Source organism: Limnospira sp., assembly GCF_051859755.1.
Lineage (GTDB): Bacteria > Cyanobacteriota > Cyanobacteriia > Cyanobacteriales > Microcoleaceae > Limnospira > Limnospira fusiformis.
This window is the reverse complement of sequence record NZ_JBIMLI010000069.1, coordinates 1-24,679: the sequence shown is the minus strand read 5'-3', so window position 1 is coordinate 24,679 and position 24,679 is coordinate 1. Positions and strand designations below refer to the sequence as shown.

General features: G+C 45.7%; 27 protein-coding genes. 10 read left to right on the top strand and 17 right to left on the bottom strand.

Going from position 1 to position 24,679, the window contains the following annotated elements:
- Positions 1-85: MerR family DNA-binding transcriptional regulator (locus ACTIE0_RS13515; protein WP_439516917.1), on the bottom strand; the 85-nt coding region annotated here is incomplete at its 3' end.
- Between the two features lie 436 nt (positions 86-521).
- Here ACTIE0_RS13515 and ACTIE0_RS13510 point away from each other — a divergent pair.
- Positions 522-1,637, top strand: coding sequence for an extracellular solute-binding protein (locus ACTIE0_RS13510; protein ID WP_006620741.1), 1,116 nt, complete (start codon positions 522-524; stop codon positions 1,635-1,637).
- Between the two features lie 12 nt (positions 1,638-1,649).
- Here the strand turns inward: ACTIE0_RS13510 and ACTIE0_RS13505 are convergent, their stop codons facing one another.
- Positions 1,650-2,006: a zinc ribbon domain-containing protein gene (locus ACTIE0_RS13505; RefSeq protein ID WP_006620740.1), complete on the bottom strand. Its 357-nt coding sequence runs from the start codon at positions 2,004-2,006 to the stop codon at positions 1,650-1,652.
- 112 nt (positions 2,007-2,118) lie between these two features.
- On the opposite strand from ACTIE0_RS13505, the gene ACTIE0_RS13500 reads away from it, so the two are divergent.
- The 3 genes from ACTIE0_RS13500 to ACTIE0_RS13490 all read left to right on the top strand — a co-directional run bounded on the left by ACTIE0_RS13500 (position 2,119) and on the right by ACTIE0_RS13490 (position 4,638).
- Positions 2,119-2,442 (top strand): phasin family protein, encoded by a 324-nt coding sequence (locus ACTIE0_RS13500; protein WP_006620739.1) that lies wholly within the window; start codon positions 2,119-2,121, stop codon positions 2,440-2,442.
- A gap of 214 nt (positions 2,443-2,656) precedes the next feature.
- Complete coding sequence (locus ACTIE0_RS13495; RefSeq protein WP_006620737.1) at positions 2,657-3,238, top strand: FKBP-type peptidyl-prolyl cis-trans isomerase; 582 nt, start codon at positions 2,657-2,659, stop codon at positions 3,236-3,238.
- Between the two features lie 302 nt (positions 3,239-3,540).
- Positions 3,541-4,638: an inositol-3-phosphate synthase gene (locus ACTIE0_RS13490; RefSeq protein WP_006620736.1), complete on the top strand. Its 1,098-nt coding sequence runs from the start codon at positions 3,541-3,543 to the stop codon at positions 4,636-4,638.
- Positions 4,639-4,698: 60 nt separating this feature from the next.
- On the opposite strand, the gene ACTIE0_RS13485 is transcribed toward ACTIE0_RS13490, so the two are convergent.
- From ACTIE0_RS13485 to ACTIE0_RS13450, 8 genes are all read right to left on the bottom strand, one after another.
- Positions 4,699-4,950 (bottom strand): hypothetical protein, encoded by a 252-nt coding sequence (locus tag ACTIE0_RS13485; RefSeq protein ID WP_006668022.1) that lies wholly within the window; start codon positions 4,948-4,950, stop codon positions 4,699-4,701.
- Between the two features lie 419 nt (positions 4,951-5,369).
- Positions 5,370-6,008 carry a GUN4 domain-containing protein gene (locus tag ACTIE0_RS13480; protein WP_006668021.1) on the bottom strand — a complete coding sequence of 213 codons (639 nt, stop codon included), beginning with the start codon at positions 6,006-6,008 and terminating at the stop codon, positions 5,370-5,372.
- A 26-nt stretch (positions 6,009-6,034) separates the two neighbouring features.
- Positions 6,035-9,358: an efflux RND transporter permease subunit gene (locus tag ACTIE0_RS13475; RefSeq protein WP_006668020.1), complete on the bottom strand. Its 3,324-nt coding sequence runs from the start codon at positions 9,356-9,358 to the stop codon at positions 6,035-6,037.
- A gap of 166 nt (positions 9,359-9,524) precedes the next feature.
- A complete protein-coding gene (locus ACTIE0_RS13470; protein ID WP_006668019.1) occupies positions 9,525-11,072 on the bottom strand; it encodes an efflux RND transporter periplasmic adaptor subunit in 1,548 nt (515 codons plus the stop codon).
- Positions 11,073-11,257: 185 nt separating this feature from the next.
- Positions 11,258-11,929: a hypothetical protein gene (locus ACTIE0_RS13465; RefSeq protein ID WP_006620729.1), complete on the bottom strand. Its 672-nt coding sequence runs from the start codon at positions 11,927-11,929 to the stop codon at positions 11,258-11,260.
- Positions 11,926-12,282, bottom strand: a complete 357-nt coding sequence (locus ACTIE0_RS13460; protein ID WP_006620728.1) for a metal-sensing transcriptional repressor — start codon at positions 12,280-12,282, stop codon at positions 11,926-11,928. Before ACTIE0_RS13460 ends, ACTIE0_RS13465 begins: the two co-directional genes overlap by 4 nt.
- Before the next feature lie 31 nt (positions 12,283-12,313).
- Positions 12,314-13,213: a peptide chain release factor N(5)-glutamine methyltransferase gene (gene prmC / locus ACTIE0_RS13455; RefSeq protein ID WP_006620727.1), complete on the bottom strand. Its 900-nt coding sequence runs from the start codon at positions 13,211-13,213 to the stop codon at positions 12,314-12,316.
- A gap of 189 nt (positions 13,214-13,402) precedes the next feature.
- Complete coding sequence (locus tag ACTIE0_RS13450) at positions 13,403-14,179, bottom strand: Tic22 family protein (protein WP_311737396.1); 777 nt, start codon at positions 14,177-14,179, stop codon at positions 13,403-13,405.
- A gap of 473 nt (positions 14,180-14,652) precedes the next feature.
- On the opposite strand from ACTIE0_RS13450, the gene ACTIE0_RS13445 reads away from it, so the two are divergent.
- The 6 genes from ACTIE0_RS13445 (at position 14,653) to ACTIE0_RS13420 (ending at position 18,985) form a co-directional block, all read left to right on the top strand.
- Positions 14,653-15,057, top strand: a complete 405-nt coding sequence (locus ACTIE0_RS13445; protein ID WP_006670157.1) for a calcium-binding protein — start codon at positions 14,653-14,655, stop codon at positions 15,055-15,057.
- A 57-nt stretch (positions 15,058-15,114) separates the two neighbouring features.
- The gene (locus tag ACTIE0_RS13440) at positions 15,115-15,786 is read left to right on the top strand and encodes a CAP domain-containing protein (protein WP_235720257.1); all 672 of its coding nucleotides are present in this window, start codon (positions 15,115-15,117) and stop codon (positions 15,784-15,786) included.
- Positions 15,787-16,205: 419 nt separating this feature from the next.
- Positions 16,206-16,487: a 4a-hydroxytetrahydrobiopterin dehydratase gene (locus ACTIE0_RS13435; protein ID WP_006670155.1), complete on the top strand. Its 282-nt coding sequence runs from the start codon at positions 16,206-16,208 to the stop codon at positions 16,485-16,487.
- 82 nt (positions 16,488-16,569) lie between these two features.
- Positions 16,570-18,207, top strand: coding sequence for an HD domain-containing phosphohydrolase (locus ACTIE0_RS13430; protein ID WP_006670154.1), 1,638 nt, complete (start codon positions 16,570-16,572; stop codon positions 18,205-18,207).
- Between the two features lie 26 nt (positions 18,208-18,233).
- A complete protein-coding gene (locus ACTIE0_RS13425; protein WP_006620721.1) occupies positions 18,234-18,746 on the top strand; it encodes a MogA/MoaB family molybdenum cofactor biosynthesis protein in 513 nt (170 codons plus the stop codon).
- The gene (locus tag ACTIE0_RS13420) at positions 18,746-18,985 is read left to right on the top strand and encodes a DUF6737 family protein (RefSeq protein ID WP_006620720.1); all 240 of its coding nucleotides are present in this window, start codon (positions 18,746-18,748) and stop codon (positions 18,983-18,985) included. The genes ACTIE0_RS13425 and ACTIE0_RS13420 overlap by 1 nt, the downstream gene beginning before the upstream one ends.
- On the opposite strand, the gene clpS is transcribed toward ACTIE0_RS13420, so the two are convergent.
- From clpS to ACTIE0_RS13385, 7 genes are all read right to left on the bottom strand, one after another.
- Positions 18,982-19,275 carry an ATP-dependent Clp protease adapter ClpS gene (clpS, locus tag ACTIE0_RS13415; RefSeq protein ID WP_006620719.1) on the bottom strand — a complete coding sequence of 98 codons (294 nt, stop codon included), beginning with the start codon at positions 19,273-19,275 and terminating at the stop codon, positions 18,982-18,984. The two genes, ACTIE0_RS13420 and clpS, sit on opposite strands and share 4 nt — an antisense overlap.
- Positions 19,276-19,421: 146 nt before the next feature.
- Entirely contained in the window at positions 19,422-19,859 is a 438-nt protein-coding gene (locus ACTIE0_RS13410; protein WP_006670153.1) for an ATP-binding protein, read from the bottom strand.
- A 5-nt stretch (positions 19,860-19,864) separates the two neighbouring features.
- A complete protein-coding gene (locus tag ACTIE0_RS13405; RefSeq protein ID WP_006670152.1) occupies positions 19,865-20,848 on the bottom strand; it encodes a sugar transferase in 984 nt (327 codons plus the stop codon).
- A 68-nt stretch (positions 20,849-20,916) separates the two neighbouring features.
- Positions 20,917-21,900: a methionyl-tRNA formyltransferase gene (gene fmt / locus ACTIE0_RS13400; RefSeq protein WP_006670151.1), complete on the bottom strand. Its 984-nt coding sequence runs from the start codon at positions 21,898-21,900 to the stop codon at positions 20,917-20,919.
- 36 nt (positions 21,901-21,936) lie between these two features.
- Positions 21,937-22,794, bottom strand: a complete 858-nt coding sequence (locus ACTIE0_RS13395) for an OmpA family protein (RefSeq protein WP_006670150.1) — start codon at positions 22,792-22,794, stop codon at positions 21,937-21,939.
- Between the two features lie 28 nt (positions 22,795-22,822).
- On the bottom strand, positions 22,823-23,914 hold the full coding sequence (locus ACTIE0_RS13390) for a DUF4335 domain-containing protein (RefSeq protein WP_006670149.1): 1,092 nt from the start codon (positions 23,912-23,914) through the stop codon (positions 22,823-22,825).
- Positions 23,911-24,516, bottom strand: coding sequence for a DUF3038 domain-containing protein (locus ACTIE0_RS13385; protein ID WP_006620713.1), 606 nt, complete (start codon positions 24,514-24,516; stop codon positions 23,911-23,913). The genes ACTIE0_RS13390 and ACTIE0_RS13385 overlap by 4 nt, the downstream gene beginning before the upstream one ends.
- Positions 24,517-24,679 lie beyond the last annotated feature (163 nt).

The window sequence follows — 24,679 nt, the reverse complement described above, 5'->3', positions numbered from 1 at the left end:
AGCCATTGTCGTCCCATCTGCGGAGTGTTCTTTCATGGACTCCAAGGATTTGGGCGGCTTCCTTGGGTTTGACATATTTGGCAATAGGTTTATCCTCAACTCTTCTCGCTTATTATACCGTATTGCCCTAAAATATTAACCTAATTTGAGATTAAATCATGCTCCTATACCAGAGTCAATCTCTGGCAGTTCAAACCTTAATATAACTTAAAGAATTCCCCCATATATATTCATAATCATGGGCGAGACTATTTCCCACTAATTTGCATAAGTATATTTACGGTTGAAGGCTGCCATCACTCCACCAATTCCCAGCCCAGAGGGCTTGACTAAATATTTGACCAGAATTAAATCCGATAATTAAAGCAAGTGTTGTGTCTGATGTTACCAAATTTTCTCTGATGAGATTTAAGCCAGTAATGACAGTACAATGGTTCTAAACAACAAAGTGGCAACCCATCGCGATCACCCCCGTACAGGTGAGGGTCAAGAATCGGGGAACGCCACCCCACCTTATAAATATGTCACTGAACCGACGATCTTTCCTGTGGGGAACAAGTCTATTAGCACTGGCGGAATTAATCGGGGGATGTGATACCCCCACAAATTTTCGGGTCGAGTTGCTAAATGGCTCTGTTCCCGTTCAACTGGTAAACCGCTTTCGCCGCCAACAACCGCAGCGGCCTGGGTTAAGTTTTGTACCCAAGTTTAATCTCGAAGACCTCTACCAGGAATTACAAGCCGAAGCCACTAGCAACCCCGCTGATTTAGTCATGATTGGCGACTATTGGCTATCAGCAGCCATTAGAGAGGAATTAATCGAACCCCTCAACCCAGAGGATTTATCCCAGTGGCAGCAATTACCCGAAAACTGGCAAAACCTAGTTAGACGTAACCCAAATGGAGAATTGAGCAACTCCCCAGAAGGTCAAATTTGGGGCGCTCCCTATCGCTGGGGGACAACAGCGATCGCTTATCGGGTTGATAGATTTGAGAAATTAGGCTGGACTCCAACCGACTGGCAAGACCTATGGCGGTCTGAGTGCCAGGGTCGTATCTCCCTATTAGATCAAGCGCGAGAGGTGATTGGTTTAACCCTGAAAAAATTGGGCTACTCCTACAACACCCCTGATCTGGATCTAGTTCCCGACTTGAAAGCGGAATTGGAACAACTACACCAAAATGTCCGCCTCTATGATTCTAATAACTATCTCAAACCCCTAATTTTGGGTGATACTTGGCTGGCTGTCGGTTGGTCGGGAGATATTTCTCCCCAAGTGCAACGACAACATAATATAGCGATCGCTATCCCTAAATCTGGTACTGCTTTATGGTCTGATGTGTGGGTCAAACCGATCGCCACCAGTGCCACGAATAACCCCCTAGTTCAAGCCTGGATTGATTTTTGTTGGCAACCTGAAATAGCTACCCAAATGTCATTATTGACTGGCGCAACCTCTCCCATAGTTTGGGGAATGTCGCGAGCCGATTTACCCAAGGATTTACGGGAAAATCCGCAACTGTTACCGGATACCGATATTTTAGAACGCAGTGAATTTTTGCTGCCCCTAACTGTTGCCAGTATGCAACAATATCAGCGCCTCTGGCAGCAGATCCGTTCCGTAGTGCGATCGTAGCGCCTTCCCCGGCTACAAAGCTAGTAAGACACTGATGATGATAATAATCACAATAGCCAGCCCTAGGGGGTTTCTTCGTACCCATTCACCCACAGAGTGTGGAAATCTCCCCTGGTGGTTGACAAACGGCTGAGGCACAATTGGTTTACTCCGGTCTTGATAGAGAGTGCATTCCCTGGCATAAGGACGTTTGGGAAAGTTGCAGGTGTCGTCTTCATGATAAAGACAACTCTGGCACAGAAACTCCCCTTGATCAGCGCGGTGTAACGGAATACCCGGATGACCAAAAGCCTTGAGTTCATATTTGCAGTAGGGACAGGCGATCGCCTGAGAATCAACGGGTTGACGACAACGGGGACATTCTGGCATAGGAAAATCAATAGCGATCGACAGTAGGGGGCTTCCAACAAAAAAAGTGAAAAGTGATACAGTTTGTTTGACCGTAAATCTAGCTTAAATTGTACTAGATACTTAAAAACCTATGGATGACAACAATTTACTCAAACAGCTTTTGATGATCGGCATTGGTACCACCTCCCTGGTAGCCGAGAAATTGCAGGAGGTTACAGATCAGTGGGTCAAAGAGGGAACCCTTAACCCAGATGATGCTAAACGCTTTATTGATGAGATGACCCAGCGCCTGAAAATGGATCAACAAAGCCTGGAAGAGTTGATGCAGCGCCAGATTAAAAATATGATGCAGGATATCGGTGTTCCCCGCCAGGCAGAACTTGATGAGTTGCGGGGACGCTTAGACCGTTTAGAACGTCAGATCCGAGATTTGGAAAATCGCCACTGGCGCTAAGGACCATAACCTGTCAAACTGGAATAGTTACCACCAGTTTTTCTGTCAAATTTCAGGTGTACTCAATGGGGTCATGTTCATCAAAACCTAGGAAGCCAGAACCCTTGGCTATGTCCCCATGGCGGAATGACTCCCCTTGATGTATCTGAATCAACAGTTAGCCGGTTCTTGGTAAAATGATTTTCCCTAACTTAACTGAGGAGGACGATAAAAGGTGCGAGAAATTTTGATCAGCTTTGGGGTAATTGTGGCCTGTTCCCTGGTTCTCATTGTTGCTCAAATTACCTATTCTGGAAAAGAAGCTAATGCTTCCAATATGGGAACCCAGGTCAGACCTGAAACCGAAATCAAGGTTCAGGAAAGGAAGGTTTCTACCAATTCCTTGCTGTCAGGAGGTATAGCAGCACCGACAGCTAATTTCACCATTGCTCAAAATATGACAAATACAGAAGAAAACCTAGTTACAACAGATTCCGGTCTCCAGTATGTGGATTTACAGGAGGGAACTGGTGCTAGTCCCCAAGCGGGTCAGACAGTTACGGTTCACTATACCGGAACTCTGGAAGATGGCACTAAGTTCGACAGTTCCCGCGATCGCAATCGGCCTTTTTCCTTTACAATTGGGGTTGGTCAAGTCATTAAAGGCTGGGATGAGGGAGTCGCCTCTATGCAAGTAGGGGGACGCAGAAAACTGATTATTCCTGCTGACTTGGGATATGGCGCTCGCGGTGCGGGTGGCGTGATTCCTCCGAATGCTACCTTAATTTTTGATGTGGAATTATTGAAAATTTCCTGATAGCAACTCACAGCTAAACTAGGGCAAAATTGACTCAACACCCAGATCTCATCCGGTTAACGGTGGTTAGATTTGCCCTGGTTTTCCCTAGCCCAGCACTTGACAAAACCATTTATTAATGGTAGGGATTTAAAAATTTGTGATCAATCCCCTTTCCCAACCCTAGGCTTGGTATAACCCTGGTGCTTCCAAGGTACAATCGCTGTTTGATTAATTAACAGATCTGTCGCTGCTGTCAATATCCTAAACTTGGCATCTAGGCAGGACTTATTTTAACTTAGGAGTCGAGGAACAGATTGCTTGTGGAAAAAATTCGGATCGCAATTGTTGGTATTGGTAACTGTGCGAGTTCTTTAATCCAAGGGATTGAATATTATCGCGACAAAAATCCCCAGGATGCCATTGGGCTTATGCACTGGGAAATCGGCGGCTACAAACCCTCTGATATGGAGGTGGTCGCCGCCTTTGATATCGATCGCAGAAAAGTTGGCTTAGATGTAGCAGAGGCAATTTTTGCCCCTCCTAACTGCACCACAGTTTTCTGTTCTCATGTTCCCTCAACTGGGGTTAATGTGTCAATGGGTCGCATTCTCGATGGTGTAGCAGAACACATGGTTGATGTAGATGAACGCTACAGCTTTCAACCCAGCGCGCGACCTGAACCCTCGAAAGCAGAAGTAGTCAAAATTTTACAAGACTCCCGCGCAGAAATTCTAGTTAATTATCTGCCTGTTGGTTCCCAGGAAGCTACCGAATTTTATGCCGAATGTGCCTTAGATGCTGGGGTCGGTTTCGTCAACTGTATCCCCGTATTTATCGCCAGTAATCCCCTCTGGGAGGAGAAATTTAGACTTAATAAGGTTCCTATTATCGGCGATGATATTAAATCCCAATTAGGCGCAACTATTACTCACCGCGCCTTAGCTAATCAATTTCAAAAGCGAGGAGTCAAAATCGATCGCACTTACCAAATTAACACGGGCGGAAATACGGACTTTCTGAATATGTTAGACCGTCGCCGCCTCGACTCGAAAAAAGAGTCCAAAACTGAGGCAGTTCAGAGCGTGGTGCGAGAACGTCTAGCCCACGAAAATATCCACGTCGGACCTAGCGATTATGTTCCTTGGCAAAAGGATAATAAAGTCTGCTTTATCCGCATGGAAGGACGACTATTTGGAGATGTTCCCATGAACATCGAATTGCGCCTGTCTGTGGAAGATTCTCCTAACTCAGCCGGAGTAGTTATCGATGCTATCCGCTGCTGTAAATTAGGACTAGACAGGGGACTTGGCGGCGTGTTGGACTCTCCCTCAGCCTTTTTTATGAAGCATCCGCCAAAACAGTTCGTTGATGATGAGGCATACGAAATGACGGAACGATTTATCGCCAACCCATCCTAAAAATGGCGATCGCGTAACTCAACTCTGGGACACCCGTTAACCTGCGGGTTCCTAGGGCTTCTAGTTATGCTTATGTTCCAGTTCAGCTTGGCGCAAGGCTTCCAAAACAGACCCGGCGACAAATCCCATCATGGCTCCCCCTACAGTATATGCTTGGGGATGCCGGGACTGGCTGTAGCCAACATCATTATGAACAGAAACCACGCCACAGCATTGATAGGGTTTTGCTGCTATATGAGACATAGCCAAACCAAACACAGACCCTATACCAGCCATGACAATTCCCGAAAAAATCACTAGCCTTATATTCATGGAAACTCCTGGGTCGGAAACCCCGTCCTTCCAGGACGGCTTTACAAACCGGCTATCTTCAGACTAACAGAGAATCATCCTATATAGGCGAAAAATTAACGAAAATTAACGATACTTCCCCAATTGTGGCAGGCTAGTTAGGGTTACCTATCGATCAAATTGCCTAGAGAAAGATAAAGGAAGCAATCAGCATGAAAAGTGTACCAAAGAAGAGTATATGATTAATCCAATCATCGGATGACCAATCTTTAAACATTAGCTTATTCTTGAATTAATTAAGGGTGAATTTTGCGAAAAAATGTGATTTATTGTAACCCTTAATCCTGGGTTTGTCCATAGGTGGGGTGCGTCATAAGGATGAAATCTAATATTAAGGGGAAGATTGATAACTGACGCACCAGAAACACGCGCAGGGTGGATTAAACGCCACATCGAATCAATCTGGCGAGGAAATAGACTGCCATTTTAGCACCATAAGCCGATCGCCACCAGTTAGAAGGATGACATCCAGGGGGGGCAGATATAGTAAAGTTAAGGTCTGGATAATCTAACCATTTATGTTCTTCGCGCCACCCCAAGCGATCGCTTACTTGAGTAAGCAAATCTATGTCAATCTTAGAGATATCATCATCTCCCCCTAAGTCGGTATAAATTTGTCGTTGAACGCTAAAGCCAAAGCGATTATTGCTATACTTAACCCAGAGGCTATCGATAAGATGTAGAGCGCTACAGGGAAAAATCATGACATCATCAGGCTTCAAATCATCATGATAAGCCTGAGTAGCAATTTCCAACATCACCTTAGTAGTTTCTAAATCTGCTTCTCGCCAATTTCCCTCAGCCAGCAAATTCTGTAACCGTCCGTAACGGTACTTATCACTAAGCAAAGACAAAATCTGGGCTAAAGTATCCTCCAATTTAGTAACTCTTTCCTCAAGGGAGGAGGAACTAACCGGAGCATGGGAAGTTTCCGAGGTTTCCAGAGGTAAATTTGGGGAAGGGGTAGGATCTTCAGAAGGTAGATCGGTAGATTCAAATTGCTGTGTATCTTCAGACATAATCAGTTTTATAGGTAATGCAGGTGCTAATTTTCGGTAAGGGTATGATCTAAGGGTTGACTTTGTGGTTGGTGTTGTTGATGTCCATTGGTCTGAGAACCATTAGAGCCAGAACCATTAGAGCCAGACCCATTAGGTCCAGAACCATTAGAGCCAGAACTATCAGAAGGTTGAGGCTTTTCACCTTTGAGGAAACGAGCCTCAAGGGTTTTAATAGCAATATAGAGGTTAGGAGTAATCAAGAGACTCAATAGAGTTCCGACTAACATTCCGCCAAAGATAGCAGTTCCCAAAGACCAACGACTAGACGCACCGGCACCGGAAGCAATTACCAGAGGCCAGAATCCGACCAAAGAAGAGATCGCGGTCATCTGAATAGGTCGGAAGCGTTGCTCTGCGGCTAGTGCTGCTGCTTTCTGAATATTAAGTCCCTTGTCTCGTAGTTGGTTAGCAAACTCGACAATGAGAATGGAGTTTTTAGAAGCCAAACCAATCAACATGACGAGAGCGACCTGAGCATAAACATCATTGTTAACTACAGGCCAAATGCCGCCAGCCATCAAGACATTAGAACGGAACCAAATAGCAGCCAAAGCGCCCAAAACGGCGAGAGGGACGGCTAACATAATAATGAGGGGGTCGATGTAGCTTTCATATTGTGCGGAAAGGACTAAAAAGGCAATGACAAATCCGAGTCCGAAGATGACGATCGCCGCACCGCCAGCAGCTTTTTCCTCTAAAGCGCTTCCTTGCCAAGCATAGCCGAAAGATGGGTCAAGGGTCTCGGCGGCGGCTTGTTCAATAGCTGCAATGACCTGTCCAGAACTGAAACCCGGAGCGGGGTCAGCCTGAATTCTCATAGATCGATAAAGATTAAAGCGGGTGATAATTTCCGGCCCGACTATTTCTTCAAACTTAACCAAGTTTTCCAAAGGAATTAAGTTCCCATCAAGCGATCGCACTGATAGACGGCCGATATCAGAAGGATCAGCCCTAAACTCGGATTCTGCTTGAGCCACAACCCGGTATTGTCGTTGTCCGAGGACAAAATCATTGACATATAGGGAGCCAAAATAAATCTGTAGGGTGCTAAAAACATCACTGATATTGACATTGAGAGCCAGAGCGCGATCGCGTAATACCTGGATATTTTTCTGACCCTTAGATGCAGAAAACTGGCTAAAAGCCCTACCCACAGCCGGATATTTATCAGAGTTCAACTGAGCCAGTAAGCGATTACCATTTTCTACCAAAGCAGAAATCGGCAAATTACCACTGCGGTCTTGAATTTGGATTTCCACCCCCCCAGTGCTACCCATACCAGGAACCGGAGCGGCATTAACCGCAAAAGCCTGTACTGCTGTAACCCCTCTCAAAGCTCGATTAATGCGACCGAGAACCCCATAAACGGACTGTTCCGGGGTGGGTCTTTCACTCCAAGGCTTTAGCTGAACAAACATCACCCCCTGGGATGGATTAAGACCATCAAAACCAAACCCCGCCGCCGCGAATACTGATTCAACTTCTGGTTCTTCTAAGATCAGATCAGTAATTTCCTCAGCAGCATTAGCGGTGTAGTTAAGGGATACGCCATCAGGACCCTGTAGAATTACCAAAAAGAAGCCTTGGTCTTCTTGGGGAACAAATCCAGTAGGTACCCAGCCATACATAAGGACAGTCAGCACCAAACCACCGACAAAAATCCCCATCACCAGGGTATTAATCCGCACCAGAAACCGAATCAACTTGGCATATTGATTTTGTATGAAGCCAAAACCTTGGTTAAATTTCTCAAAAAACCATCCTAAAGGTCCCTTAGTTTTCTTAGCCGGACGCAATAGCACCCCAGCCATAGTCGGAGAGAAGCTGAGGGCGTTAAATGTGGAACAGATAATCGCAAAAGTAATGGTGAGGGAGAACTGCTGAAAGATGATTCCAGTAGTTCCGGGGAAAAAGGCAACGGGAATAAATACAGCCAGCAATACTAAGGAAGTGGATATGGTAGCGCCAGTGAGTTCTTCCATTGCGTCTAAGGCGGCTTGTCGTGGCTTCATCCCCTGAGCAATTTTACTAGAAACTGCTTCCACAATGACGATCGCATCATCAACGACCAAACCCGCCGCCAATGTACAACCAAACAGTGTGAGGGTATTGAGTTCAAACCCCATCGCCTTTAGACCTGCCATTGAGCCAATGAGTGCCACTGGGATAGCAATAGTAGGAATCAGGGTTGTGCGCCAATCCTGCAAAAACACAAAAATTACCAAAATTACCAGGGTAATAGTTTGCAGGAGGGTGATCACCACTTCCTGTAGGGAGGCTTGCACAAATAGAGTTGTATCATAGGGAATGGCATATCTAACCCCTGGAGGGAAAGATGCACTCAACTCTTGCATCTTTGACTTGACCGCCTCGGCTGTTTCCAAGGCATTACTACCGGGTCTTTGGTAAACAGCCATCCCCACGGCGGCTTGATTGTTATAGGTTGCGTCAAGGTTATAGTCCTGTGCGCCTAACTCTACCCGACCCACATCTGTAATTTTAATCAGAGTGCCATCGTTTCCGACACCAACCACCAATTGCTCAAATTCGGAGACATCTCGAAGGCGACCCTGAGCGCGCAAGGGGATCTCAAATCTTTGCTCCGGGGGGGTGGGAGCCTGACCAATTTTACCAGCGCCGACCTGAATATTTTGCTGTCGTAAGGCGGCGACTACATCTTGAGCAACTAATCCCCTAGCTGCGATTTTTTGGGGATTTAGCCAAATACGCATGGCATATCTACGTTCCCCCAAAATGGTTACACTCCCCACGCCAGGAGCGCGGGTAATTTCATCAAGAACATTTAAATCTAGGAAGTTACTGATAAAAACATCGTCATAAATAGGCTGGTTATTTTGATCAGTATCTGAATAAAATCCCAGTACCAACAGGATACTGGGTGAAGATGCTTCTACGGTGATACCGACCTGTTGAACGACATCAGGTAAACTTGATGCTGCCTGAGATACTCTATTGTTAACGTTAACCTGGGCAATATCTCGATCAACGTTGACAGGGAAGGCTACAGAGACATTAGAAACCCCATTATTAGCGGTGTTTGATGAGATATATCTCATGTTATCAACGCCGTTGATTTCCCGCTCTAAGATGCTAGTCACAGTGGTTTCTGTGGTTTCGGCATCAGCACCAATATTGACTGCAGTTACGTTGATTTGAGTGTTAGCCAGTTGTGGTAGTTGAGAAATAGGTAACAGGGGAATAGATATCACCCCTACCAATACAATGAGAATGGAGCAAACTGTAGTGAGAACGGGGCGCTTGATGAAGGTGCTAACAAATAACAGCATAGACAATCAAATATAGGTGGTTAAGCATAGCGATCGAGATAAGGAACTTAATTTAGAGCGAGGGGGGGAAAGTAGCCTGATTATCAATGTTATCAGCCAGAAACCAAAGCAACTCTCCCCTATATGAAAGTTGATAATACCCGATTATGGCAATTTTAGGGCTTAGTTATTGGCGGGTGGTATCTAGTATCGGGGTTCCATCTCGCAATTGTAGTATGCCTTCGGTAATAACGCGATCGCCTGCTTGCACCCCAGAAAGCACCTCAAAACTCTGTCCTTGAATGCTTCCCAGTGTTACCGGAGCTTGTCTAGCGACTAAAATGGTTTCCCCGGAGGGGGTAGCTTGTTGTTGTGCTAAAAACACAAAACTCTGTGCGCCAATGCGGGTGACGGCATTAGTGGGAACTGTCACCCCAGTTTCCTGTTGCCAAATTACCCTAGCTCGGACTACTTGATCGGTGCGGAGTTCATTATTAGTGTTAGGGTAAATGGCTTTAGCCAAAATAGTCTGAGTCCCACTTCCGGCGTCAGGAGCAATATAGGATATGCTGGTGGTGCCAATGACTTCCCCAGTTTCTTGGCTTATCAGTTGTACAGGTATCCCCACCCTCAACTGAGGTAATAGGGAAATGGGGATATTGATATTAACCTCTAGGTTCTGGTTTTGTCGGATAGTGGTAACGGTGGTTTGGCTATCGACCAAATCTCCCGCTTTAATCGGCACATTACTGACAATGCCGGAAATAGGAGCGACGACACTATAGTAATCTAACTGTACTTGTTGAGCGACAGCCCCAGACCTAGCCCCTTGGATTTCTCTACCTATGAGGGCTATCTGTGCTTGCTGGGCTTCAATAGCTTTCTCCTGGCTGGCTATTTGAGCCTCTAGGGTAGCAATTTGGCGTTCTAGATCTCGGCGGGAACTTTCCACACTCGCCCTAGCTGCTTCAATGGTGCGCCCTTGACGAGATAAATTCATCCGAGCAGATTGGACTCTAGCGGTGGCGGCGAGAACTTGTTGTTCTTGGTTAGCTACCTCAGCCTCGCTGGTTTGTCTGTCCCGCAGTTTTTCATCATATAGCTCGCTGGAAACTACGCCTTCCTGCCATAATCTCTCGTAGCGCTCGTAGGTAGCCTGTCGCTGTTGTCGCACTGCTTCGCGTCTATCTAATTCGCGACGGGATCCTTCTAGGTTGTCTTGGGCGTTTTGTAGTTCAAATTCTAGTCTTTCCTGTTCTTCAATCTGAGCCTCTAACTCCCGCTCGGAACGCTGTAAATTGGCTCCTTGAGATTGAAATGATAGTTCGGCTCTGGTTCTGGTTAAGTTGGCTCGGAGGGCTTCTAATTCGGCTTCGGCACCACTTAATTGAGCCTGTCTGGCTTGTACTGTGGCGATCGTACCTTCAAAGTTGGCTAACTGTTGGGAACCATCAATTTGAATTATCGGATCTCCTACAGTTACCTGATCACCTAAGCGCACATATACTTCTTTTACTAATCCACTAACTCGCGGTCTGATGATAGAGTTTTCGATACCTTCAACTCTGGCATTATATTCGCTGCTGGATTGAACATCGGTGGTATCTACGTTTTCTATCTTGACGGGGACAGGTGGGCGACCAATGGCTTGAGGTTCTGCTGAACAACCATTGATAAGTACAAATAATAATAGCAGGGGTAGAGATGCGCTAGTTTTCAATAATATTTTGTTCATGGTACTACCGGGCAATTCGATGAGGAGATTTTACCAGGTTTAGAGGTAAATTTTCGCCTGACCCTTGGGTTGAGGATGAGATAAATTACTGATATTTTAGGGTCATTAACACTCCCGGCTGGGGATTATTGCGGTTTTTCCCAGGGGTTGACAGGAGGCTTTGATGAAAATTATGGATAGCTGACTCAAGCCCGATCGCACAGGGGGGAACGCACACAGAGATATAACAGAGGTCCGAATAGGGGAATGAGTGTCACCAACCATAACCAAGTCGGAGCCTGGTTGCCGCGCCGCGCGATATCATCTCCTAATAAGGCGGGAAATAATACTGATAATAAACAGAAATCCAGGCTCATCACGTGAATAAAACGGCTATTTTGCCATTGATAGATAAAGTCACGCCAATCTCCCTGAGTGATACCATAAAAGACTAGAACGATCGCTCCTACCATTAGCACTATGGCTGTGAATTTGCTGTCCCAAATGCGGATGAAGAGATTGGGAACTCCAGAAAATTCGGGGTTAGGTTTGCGCCACACCAAATAGGGTAAAATGGCGAAGGCACCCACGGCAAAAGATGCGATCGCAAAAAGCCACGCCGGGATTTTTTGACCTTGACCATCGGCAAAAATTACACAGCAGTAAATTAACGGCCAAATTCCCATGATATTAAATAGGGATATAATCAGGGGATTAATCCCCTCCCAATTCCCTACACTCAGGTTTTTAATCAAGTTAAAAGTAATTTCTGGCTGGTCTGGCGGCGCTAAGAAAAAGGCATAAATCACGAAGGTCAACCAGACCATCGCTAAGGCAATTTGAGAAGTTTTGACAGGGTTTTGGCTAGATACAATCATGGGAGAAATCTGTCTAAGGCGGCTTTTAGTTCCTCAATTTCCACGTCTATATTACCTTCTTTAGCTGCTCTGGCTATACATTCGGTTAAATGTTCATCTAGGATAATTCTAGCGACGCGATCGAGAGCCCCCCTAACGGCGGCAATTTGCACGAGTACATCGGGACAGGGGCGACTTTCTTGGACCATAGTTTTGACACCGCGAATATGTCCTTCAATGCGCGAGAGTCGATTGATAATACGTTTGAGTGATTCCTCGCTATGGACATGGGGATGAGTATGACTCAGAGCGTCCCCATGATGGCGATCGCTCACAGATACGCTAGGAACCCGGTCTGAATCTGATCCGATCATTTAACCCTGTGCCAAGCAACTACATAAAATCTTATTGTAGATAAGCGATCGCAAATCTATCAATACCAGCCAGGTCCGGGAGGATTTTAAGATCCCGATAACACCCTGCTGATTCTAACATGGATGTAACCGCTTCTCCCTGTCCTGCCATCATTTCTATGATCCAAATACCCCCAGGTTGTAAAAATTGGGGTGCTGTTTGTACTAGATGATGAATGGAGTCTAAGCCAGATTCGCCGCCATCGAGTGCTAGAGGGGGTTCATATAGGATTACTTCTGGTTGTAGGTTTGGTAGCTCCTGGCTAGGAATATAGGGCGGATTTGCCACCATGCCGCTGACCTTCCCTTTCAGGCTATGGAGGGGACCCCACCAAGACCCCTGGTAAAATTTTACCCGATTTTGATAACCTAGACTTTGGGCATTTTCCAGGGCGATCGCTAAAGCTGACCAACTGCAATCTACAGCATGAATCATGGCTTCGGGGAATACCGATGCTAACCCCAAAGCGATCGCACCACTACCTGTTCCCATATCTACCCAATTTCCTGACCCGGCTGATGGCGCGGCATGATAGGCTATATCAATGATTAACTCTGTCTCTGGACGGGGGATGAGAACCGCAGGAGACACCTTGAGGGTAAAATTTCGCCAGTGAACTACACCTAATAGATACTGTAGGGGGACTCGTTCCGTGATGCGACGTTCCCAGAGTTTGACAATTGCTGACCAGGGCTGATTTAGTTTAATGTATGGGCGATCGCCAAAGTCGTCTAATCTCAGGTCTAGGCGAGTCAGATCCGTGAGTGCTTCCAGAAACATATCTAATTCTATGGCGGAAACTTCGGCAGCGATCGCATCATTTTGAGCCTGTTTTTGCCACTGTCGCAGTTCCTCACCAGATATATAGTCACTTTCCCCTGTTTCCACCATTTAGCACCACCTGAAAACCTGCTTACAGCTTGTTCACCAGCCGCTTAATACATTGCCCTCACCCTAAATCCTGGCTCCCATAGGGGGAGAGGGACTTTAAGAGGTGATCAGATGATTTCTGAACAGGCTGTAGGCTGATGATATGGGGGGAAGTTGACAAGCAATCCCCCCCCACAAGTTGCCCTAACCCTAATTATTTCTCAAAAATTCCAAGGTTTCCCGGGGTGGAACTAAGATGATCCGATCTAAAAATTGGTTATCATCAGTTCGGAAGGCTTCTAATAACGCTTCCAGAGGAACCACCTGGACAGTAACCGAAGATATTAAGTCCGGTTGCTGTTCTTGAAATTGGGATAACATCCCCTCTAAGTCTTGTTTAGAGAAGAACATAGGAATCACTTGGTCATTGCCACGCTGGATGGTTAAATAACCATTGTCTGGGCCTCCTCTTGCCATAAACAGAGGCACGCCATTAAACTCATTAGGCGATCGACCACTTTGCTGCATTACCGCCCGGGCTGATTCTACCTCTCGCTGCACCGGAACATAAGCAAATTGGATATCATCAGGACGGTTGCGACTCTGTTGGCTCATTTTATAGACTTCCCCCAGAGAAACTGCTGTTACCTCCACGGAGTTAGCCAATTCAGGGTTATTGTTTCTCAGATTTTCCACAAATCTTAGAGCATCCTGACGGCTAATAAATATCCCTGCTACCGCAGCGGTACCGCTGCCATTTTCTCCAGCGGGAACTGTGGCCACTAGGGGGGAACCGGTAGGGTCGGTAATGGTAAATACTGGGACTGGCCGTAATTTTTCCTGAATTTCCTCTAATGTTAATGCTTCAGCCGCCTGGGTTCCCAGCAGAGATGCTCCCACGGTCCTCGGTGGGAGGATGGGACTCATTAACAAATGGCTACTGATAACTCCCAGTAACAGGCTCAAATGGAAAAATGATTTAATCATGTTCTCAAGTTGCGATCGTAATAGTTCATTTTGACATTTCCCCCACGCTTCCATATTGGCGTTATACCTGTAGGCTCATACAAATATGACAGCGAGGGTTGATCCATACCACCCATCAAGTCTGTTGATGGAGGCTAGAGTATTCCTGTATAGCGCAATTCTTACCCTGGCACGATAATAGTTAGACTGACGACCAAAAACAATTTTTTCTCCCGAACTCCCCAATAATTTTATATATTCTCACCCCCGGAGGATATGCCACGGGAGTTTTACCCGCACATTTTCCAGATCCTAACACAAACTTGCCCCGAATGGTCAAATTTGGGGACGAACGCGATCGCATTATTCAATCCCCAACACTACAGAATCATTATTCTCCTGGGATAACATTCGGATATCCATAATTCTTAATGAATAAACATAGAAGATGGTAAAACCAAGATTTATCATAGTCAGAAAAAGGGTCTGTTATTATGTTTTCCGATATCATCACTCAAAACGGGTTGACTTTTGCTATGGCTAGTCCAGCTAACGATTTCATGATCGTCTCGGAACTGCCAGATGAGCAAATTGCGCGCTTGTCAAGTCCGGGATTACCACAAGCGATCGCCCTTTTGCCGGGTGATGATTATTTGGTCAATGATGCACAAGGACGCATCCTCTTAGGACATCAGGGGAATGATACGATTATCGGTAATTCCGGCAATGATACCATTTATGGCGGTCAAAACGATGATTACTTGAATGGTGGTTCTGGTGATGACCTGTTATTTGGTAATCGGGGCAATGATACCATTTATGGCGGGTCTGGCAATGATACTATCTATGGGGGTGTAGGCAATGATTGGATTGTCGGCGGGTCTGGTAATAACGTTTGATCAGGCGATCGAGGTTTAGACACTCTCACCGGAGGGAGTGGTGCTAATCAGTTGATTTTGCAATCATCTACTGTCAATCAAGATCTGATTACCGACTTTAAGCCTGGTATCGATAAATTGCGGGTTCCTGATGGGGTCACGATTGCTGATTTACGGATTAAACAATCCGATACCTCTACCTTGATTTTACTCGATGGTCAGACTGTGGCAACCCTGGAAAATGTCGATGTTGAATCAATCACTACTCGCGACTTTATTGGGGAACTAGGAGCAGCAAATCATGCTGATATTCAACTAGACTTAGGTGAAACTGCTTCTAACTTGCGTTTTGAACAGCAAGTGCTGGAATTGGTCAATCAAGAACGAGTTAGGGAAGATTTGCAACCACTAAGGCTGAACCCCCTACTCACCCAGGCGGCGCGTACCCATAGCACTAATATGGCACTGCAAGACTTTTTTAGTCACACCGGAATTGATGGATCTAATTTAACTGACCGGATTAGGGCCACAGGGTTTACATTGATAGTGCCATTGGCCGAAAATATGGCGGCGGGTCATACTACGCCGGAGTTAGTGGTTGAGGGATGGATGGATAGTCCGGGACATCGTGATAATATTCTTAATCCAGATTTTACTCAGATTGGGGTGGGTCACTATTTCCTGGAAAATGATACGGGGGATCTGATGGACTATAACCATTATTGGACTAAAGTTTTCTCTGGTGGCTGATTTCAGCATCTCGGTCCAGAAAGTGCGATCGCCTATTAATCACAAAATAGCCAACTCTCAGCGGTGAGCTTGCACTTTCAGAATTTTGTGTTATCCTAGTTTCCAAGTTTCGGATATCCAGGAGGTGATGCCCATGAGTGACAGTAGTAAACGCATGGGTCACTGTGTTGGAGAACGCCGGCTGTGCGCCGGGGCTGACCTCTAAAATTCGGCCTAGGTTCCTATTGCTAGGAGCCGAAAAGCCTACTAAATGGTCTGGCTGGATTGGAGAGATCCTTCCGGCAGTCAGGTTCCAACAACAGAGACCCGCTAGACCGCTCTCATATCGCTAACTGATGTCCTGGTAGTATCCAAGGCTTGAGTTATCCGTGGGAGCGGATAGTTTTTTTTAGATGTAATAGAATTGGTGTATTTTTGATATGGCTGAACTACTGAGTGCAACTGAAATTCAACAAATGGCTACTCAGGTTCCCGAATGGTCTGTTGAGGGTAAAACTATTAAGTGTCTGAAAACCTTTAAGGGGTTTGTGGAAGCGGTGGCTTTTGTTAATCAACTGGTGGAACCCGCAGAGGCGGCAGGTCATCACCCGGATTTGGAAATTTCCTATAATAAGGTGACAATTACCCTGACTACCCATGATGCTGGGGGGTTGACTAAAAATGATTTTGCTATGGCTGAGAAAATTTCCAGTTTGAGCTAGATTCTATCAACGGCCCCAAAATCCGCTAGAATTCCACAAAGTTGGGTAGCTGTAAGCTGGTTCTAGGTTATGATGTGGGATTATGGTCTTTGATAATCTTAATGTGTCTTTAGGGGTTACTGAACAGTCGCTGCTGATTGAAAAGCTGTTGGATATCGGTACGGCACTATCGGGAACTCTGGATTTGGGGAAGCTGTTAAATCTGATCCTCAGTAAGAGTCGGGAGATTACCTGTAGCGATGCGGGAAGTGTTTATCTGGTAGATTACAGTGATGATCGCCCTAAACTGCTGTTTAAGGTGGCTCAAAATCAGTCTTTGCCAAATTTGTCGTTCCGAGAATTTGCGATCGCTCTGACTGATAGGAGCCTGGCTGGTCATGTGGCTTTGACTGGGAAAAGTCTCAACATTGATGATGCTTACGACTTACCACAGGGACAGCCTTATCGTCTCGATCGCAGTTTTGATGAGAATATCTGTTATCGGACTCGCTCGGTTTTAGTTCTCCCCATGCAAAACCGGGAAGGGGAAACCCTGGGGGTTCTACAACTGATTAACCGCAAGCGACAATCTGATCTGGTGCTGACTCCTGAAAATACCATGGAGTACACCCAACCTTATTCTGATTGGGAAGAACGGATTTTGCGGAGTCTCGCTTCTCAGGCGGCGATTTCCATTGAACGCAGTGATTTACAAGAGAGTATTGAGTTACTATTTGAGGGGTTTGTGAAAACCTCCGTGCAGGTCATTGAGGCGCGAGACCCCTGCACTTTCGGACATTCGGAAAGGGTGGCAGTTTTGACGGTGCGTTTGGGGGAGGAAATTAATCAGATATCTGAGGGTCCCCTGGCGGCGGTACAATTTAGCGATCGCCAACTCCAAGAGTTACGTTATGCGGCACTACTTCATGATTTTGGCAAAGTGGGAGTTCCTGAAGCTGTTTTAAACAAGGCTAAGAAACTTTATCCTTGGGAATTGGAAATCATGAAAAAACGGTTTGCGATCGCTCGACAGAGTTTACAGATAGACTGTCTACAAAGGAAATATCAACTGCTTTTAGACTACAGCAGCAACCACTCCCAGAATAGCACAGAATGCCCCCACTGTCAAACTCTTGAAAGTATGGATTTGGAAATGAATCAGGAGATTGAGCAGTTGCAAGGGTTTTGGGAGATGGTGCTGGAAGCCAACGAACCGGAGATTTTACCTTCTCAACCCCTGGAAAAACTCCATGATTTATCAAAGATTACCTATCGGGATATAGATGGCAAGATTAAGCCGCTGGTGACACCAGAAGAGATTGAACAATTGTTAATAACTCAGGGTAATTTGACGGCTTCCGAACGCGAAATTATTGAAGGTCATGTCACCCATACCTATAATTTCTTAAAGCAAATTCCCTGGACTAAGGGACTGGAAAATGTGCCACAGATTAGCTATGGACATCATGAAAAGGTAGATGGTAGTGGCTATCCTTTGGGATTGAAAAAGGAGAAAATTCCGCTCCAATCACAAATGATGGCGATCGCTGATATTTATGACGCACTAACAGCAGGCGATCGACCTTATAAGCATGGACTTCTTACGGTTACAGCTCTGAAAATTCTGCGCAGTGAAGCGGCGGCGAATAAGATTAATGGGGATATTTTAACTGTATTTGAACAGCGCCAAGTCTATGAGTCTTTAGGACATACTTTAGATGTGGTGATGGAACTGGCTTAATGTTAGCATGAGAGTTAAGGATGGTTATGAGTAGCTCAATTCCTCACCCAGATAGCGGTAGTTTTAGCGTCAATTGTGCCGTTTTAACTGTGAGTGATACTCGCACTGAGTCCACGGATAAAAGCGGTGATTTGATTAAGCAAATGCTGAGAGATAATGGTCATCATCTAGGAAATTATGTGATAATTAAAGATGAACCGGACTTGATTACTCAGGCGCTTAATCAATGCTGTGGTGATGCTAAAATTCAGGCGGTGATTGTGAATGGGGGAACGGGAATAGCACCACGAGACACGACTTATGATGCTATTGAGGGGTTACTAGAAAAAACTTTACCTGGCTTTGGGGAACTGTTCCGGTTTTTGAGTTACGATGATATTGGTTCCCGTGCGATCGCCTCTCGCGCCACCGCCGGGGTATATCGGGAAACTCTATTATTTTCGGTTCCCGGTTCCCAAGGAGCAGTTAAACTAGCTATGGAAAAGCTGATTTTACCTGAGTTAGTTCATCTAGTTAAGCAATTACAAAAAGGCAGTTAATGAATCAAAATCAACCCTCAAGTGATAATCCTTGGGACTATAAACCCTGGTGGTGTCAACCGTGGTCAATTATGCTGACGGGAGTTAGCTTAATTAGCGGGAGTTGGTTAATCTTTCATCAGGTTTGGCTATCGGTAATTGTAGGGGTTCCCGTCCTGACCTGGATGGGATTTTTCCTGCTGATCTGGCCGGGATTAATGCGATCGGCTATGATGTCAGATGCTGAAGGTGACGATTAGGCTTTTTCTAGGGGAGCCATTGTCAAACCTTCGCGACTGAGTTGGGTATGGTACAATTCCGCTTGTTCTAGGGGGCCTACCCACACGGTCGCCTGACCTTCATAATGGACGCGGTTGGTCAACTCCCAGGCTTGATCGCTAGTCATTCCGGGAAGATATTTCATCAGACAGTTAGCGACGTGCTGAAAGGTATTAAAATCGTCATTAAGGACAATTACCTTATAGTTAGGGTAAGGCTTACGGACGGTTTGACTAGAACGACTGGGTGTAGTGGTAGGTGAGGCTATCATAGCTCTAGTTTAGTGTTTGACTAAATCAAGATTTTGTACTGATCATAAATCCATTATATTATATAACGTCACAGTCTGAGATGATCTCAGAGAATTAGTTTAGGGTGGGTATAGTTAGTAGATGCACTCTATATAATGACTGAAAGTTAAGAGAAATGTCGTCGCATAGTTAGGCAGTTACGATGGTCATCCAGGCGACAATAAGTGACTTCATCGGTGAGTTTAGACATCAAAATCAAACCCCTACCTTGTTCCTTTTCCAAAGGTGCAATCTTTTCGTTAAGAATCAAATGCAGGGTTTTGGGGAAGTCAAAAGGTTGACCAAAATCCCAGAGTTTGATTTCGATAGAATTAGATAAAATCTCCACCTGAATATCAATGGGAGTGGTCTTAGATAATCCATGATGTGCATGACGAACCGCATTAGTGAACCCTTCGGTAATAGCAATCTTGCATTCGTAGTTCAGATCGGGATGCAAAAAGGGAGTAGTTATCTGATCAAACCATTGTAATACTTCCTCTAAAAACAGTAGATCTGTACCTACTTTAAGATGCGATCGCATTAGTAGACTTTCATCTTCCATTAATCTTACATTGCACCACTATTTTTTTTGAACAAAATGGCGATCGTGCGGACAATCATTTTGAGATCATACATCAAGCTCCAGTTTTCCTGATATTTGAGATCAAGGCGAATAATATCTTCAAAATCCTTAATCTGCGATCGCCCGCCGACTTGCCATTCTCCAGTCATACCGGGTTTAACATCTAGGCGTTGCCATTGGGGAACCTCATAACGTTCGACTTCATCGGGAGTAGGTGGTCGAGTGCCGACTAGGCTCATTTCCCCCATTAAAACATTCCAAAATTGAGGTAATTCATCCAGGCTAGTGCGCCGCAAAAACCGACCTACTTTAGTAATCCTGGGGTCTTGATCATTTTTAAAGATTTGACCTTTCGCCTGATTAGGAATTGTGTTTTTGAGTTCTTCAGCATTAATCACCATAGAGCGAAACTTCCACATACGGAAACGCTTACCCATCCAACCGCAACGAATTTGACCAAACAAAATCGGACCAGGACTATCAAAGCGAATAGCAATGACAATTGGAATAGATAAAACTGCAGTAATTACTAATCCGACTAGAGCGCCGACAATATCAATAGAGCGTTTAACCACAGAGCGAACGGAAGGATGAGTAACGGGTAATTGGCTATTATCCCCATGAGGTGCGGGTTCATCCTGTTGAAAGGTTAAAACCTGATCAAGGGATGTTAAAGAAAAAACCGCCATTACCTGGGGACTGACATTTTTTAGCAAAAGTTCCACATTTTTGTTTTTGGCGGCTTTGAGGTTACTGACTAAGGCACCGACTCCGCTGCTATCGATAAATGTAGTCTCGCTAAAATCGAGAATAATAGCCTGTGGAACCTGATCTCCCAAAACGAGATTATGACAAGTTGACTTAAAATCCACAGCCTCCAATACACTGAGGCGATCGGGAATTTTGACCCAGGCTATATGATTTTGAAAATGGACAGGAAAATTAACTTCTGGGCTAGGACTGACCATATTAGTCTCTTAATGCTAGTAGGTGTATTTAAACTTACACAAATTATTGGGGTTGCATAGTTCTAATTTTAATCAAGAATTTCTCCGATCGCTACACGAGTGCCATTGACAAAATCCCAACCGGACTGAACCCGTTTTCCGGGTAACTTGACTTCGGAAACCAATAGGTATCCTGACCCGGTCTGAACAATTGGGCCGAAGCGTTTGGCGATCGCCACAATTTCCCCAATGTTACCGGGGTTAAGATCGGCGGTAGACAAACGAGCCAATGGTGGAGGAAGTTCTATTTGGGGAACAGAACCCAAGGGAACCGAGCCGCTAATTTTCAAACTTTGTCCCCTAAAGGTAGTGACACAATGGGGATAAAAGGCTCTAATTTGATTATGGAGGGCAACTGCTGACTTCGACCAATCAAGTTGATAATCTTCTGGCTGAATGAGAGGCGCTAATGTAGCTTGAGTATCATCCTGGGGAATAGGTTGTATCGTTTGCGATCGCATTTGTAGCAAAGTCTCCGTTAAAAGTTCCGCCGCCATATTAGCGAGACGTTCAGCCAAATTAGCTGCTTGGTCCTCCCAACTAATGGGGGTGTAACTCTTCAATAGCATGGGTCCTGTGTCCATGCCTTCATTCATCAACATGGTAGTAATTCCGGTTTCAGTCTCGCCATGATATAAACACCACTGAATAGGTGCCGCTCCGCGATATTTTGGTAAAATCGAGCCGTGAGCGTTGACACATCCTAATTTAGGGATCTGCAAAAGTTCCGGGGAGAGGATTTGTCCATAAGCGACTACCACAAAAACATCAGCCTCAACTTCCCGCAAATTAGCCAAAGTTTGTGGATCCTTTTTAAGGCGACGGGGTTGCCAAACTGGTAGACCTGCACATAATGCGATCGCCTTTACCGGGGAAGGGCTAGTTTTACTACCACGTCCCCGTCGTTTATCTGGTTGAGTAACCACCCCAACCACCTGAAATTGCTCATCAGTCAATAATCGTTGCAAACTAGGCACAGCAAACTCAGGCGTACCAAAAAAAACCAGTCTCATGTATAAATTTTCCCTTTGTGTTTAGATTTAGGTTTTTCAGGGGGGGGTAATGGCAACTTCAATGCGGCGGTTAAGTTGTCTATTGATGTCCGAGGTATTTTCCAACGCTGGGCGAGTCATACCATAACCGATCGCCACCCAATGATAAGCCTGGTAGTCCACAGCATTAGAGAGGTATTGCACCACTGCTTCCGCCTGTGCAGAGGACAAAACCAGATTTTGCTGACGGCGAGCGCTATCATCAGTATGACCTGCCACCCGCACTACTGCCCCCCGATAGTTTTGCAGATCTGGAATCAAGTTATCCAGGATCACATTAGCCCCAGGGCGCAAAGTGCTACTACCTGGGTTAAATAAAATATCACTGGGTAAAGTCATGATCAAGCCACTTCCAGATCTAGACCTAGCAGTGCGGGGAGTTGGTGGGGGTATATTTTCCGCCTCCGGGGAGCTAGGGGCTGTTAATTGCTGTTCTATAATTTGTAAGCGTCTCTCCAACGTTTCTGCTGGCCGACTATTACCGATTTGAATTTCTAGGGCGGCGGTGCGACCGATCAAGGCATTGAGATCTTGTTGTAATTGTTGGAGTTGGGGTTGTAAGGTTTGTTGGACTTCCGGAGTTAGGGAAGTAGGCGACGCTTTGGGGGGAGTGAGTCTAGGAGTTTCTCGGTCTGGGAAAGAGGGTTGATATGCTGGCTCGCGCCTTAATAACTGTTCAGTTAGGGGCATTTCCGAACTGGTGTTCGGGTAAACTTGAGCTACAGCCATTCCCACTACCCAAGCCACAGCACTACCTACCCCCAACAATAACAGACGAAAAATGAAGGACAACAGCCCCACCAAAACCCCGGAATTGGATTTAGGGGAAGATTTACTTGGTTTTGGATCTGCCATAAATTTACCCTCAATTGCCATTAGGTTATCAGTTTTCCCAAGGACGCACTTCTAACGGACCTGCGGGATGATTAAATATCACCATCATATCCGCTTGGGGTTCTGCTGGGTCAGGTCCTACCTGCTGAAAGCGTAACTCTGATAGGGGAATGGGAGCCTCTTCCTCTGGGGTAACATCCTCAACTGCTTCATAATCTATAATTTTGCCATCACTGGCTACTGTAACCCGATAAACTAGGGTTCGGTTAATGCGAGCAACCCATGCTTGGTTTATCTGAGCAAACAATTCTCGCTGTAATCTCTCAATTTCCTGGGGGTCATCAATAGATGGCGGTGAGACTAAATTAGGTTGTAAATTAGACTGGCCAATGGTAGCACCGGGTTCGCCAATAGTGGTATTTTCCCCCTCTGTGTCTGTATTAACTCCCTGTGGTGGAGATTGTCCGGCTGATGGTGGTCTTTCAGTTTCTGATAGTGATTGGGTTTCTGTGGACTCTTGAGGATTAGGTTCTAGGGGTCGCCGAACCTCTGGAACTGGCAGAGCAAATAATGCGATCGCTGCAATAGCCAATCCAGACACCCCTACCGCTACAGGTATCGCCCTTTGGGTAACAGATTGCTCTGCCTTAGTATAACGCTTGGGAATAGCTTTTAACTGCAAGGAAAGCTCAGGTAAAGTCCCAGAATCAGCGAAAAACTGATCCACTGCTTCCACCAGATCAAATAACTGCACCGTGGTTAAATCTAATTCCACTGGGGATGTCGGATCGGTTTTCATCTGGGAATCCCCATCTAACGGGGTATTACGGACAATCAGGCGGTGTAAATTGCTGTCTAGTCTGCGTAACTCCACCATAGGAACCTCAGCAGCAGTGTTAGCAGAGGGGGGATGTGATACGCCGCTGAGAAATTCTTGGGCGTATTGACTCACCCGTTGCAGTAAACACTCGAAAAACTCTTTCCCTCCCACAATAGGCTGAGGATAACCGACAAAATGGCACTCCGCATTCATCAATCGCGATAAACGGGGCCGAGTTTCTGAGGTATTATCTGTGGGACTACTCAACCCATGCAAAATCAGCTTGCAGTTAGGCAAACTGTACTGACGTATAATCGTCATGCTATCTCTCCATCAAACAGACTCATCCAAAACCGTTGCATCCCTGCCGTGCCTGTACAGAATAGCAATTTTCCCAGCAAAGCGATCGCTAAATCATTGAGTTTCTCTGGGGAGTTGTAAGCAATTACACCCGCGCGCCGAGGATTCATCCGACTACGGAAGTGAGCCTGGAACCTTTCCAGATAGCTATATAATTGCAAATGCTGTTCTATGGGGATTTGCTTGCGCTGCATTTGCTCAAAGTCAATCAGCAACTGGCGAATTCTCACTGTTAACTCTCGACTTATCATGGCAATAATCACCACTAGGGCTTTAGCTTCCTTCAGAGTGAGGGGTTGTCGTTGGCTGTAGCGTCGCAGGGGGTTAGTGCTACGCAGTCGCCATAATACCACTCGATTCGGGATAATTCCTTGCAGTTCTAACTCCGATATCTTGACCAGCATTCGTTCGGAACTCCCCAGGGCGAGGGCTTCAATGGCTAGTAACATCAGGTCGATTTGTAATCGCGCCCGACGGGGACATCCTTTGTCGGAGATGGGTATATCCGGCAAACTGTCTAATATGACTGGGTTTAAATTAGTTTGATAGGGTTCTACTTGCATTATGCTCACGGCAACATCGATTCCAACACAATATATAGTTAAAGATTGGTTAGCAAATCTGATACATTTACGCGACATTTTTCCGATTGTTCCCGGACAATGCAACGATAGCACTATTACCCGTTAAGGTAACAGAGGCGGTATCCCGCAAAGCTTTTAGAAA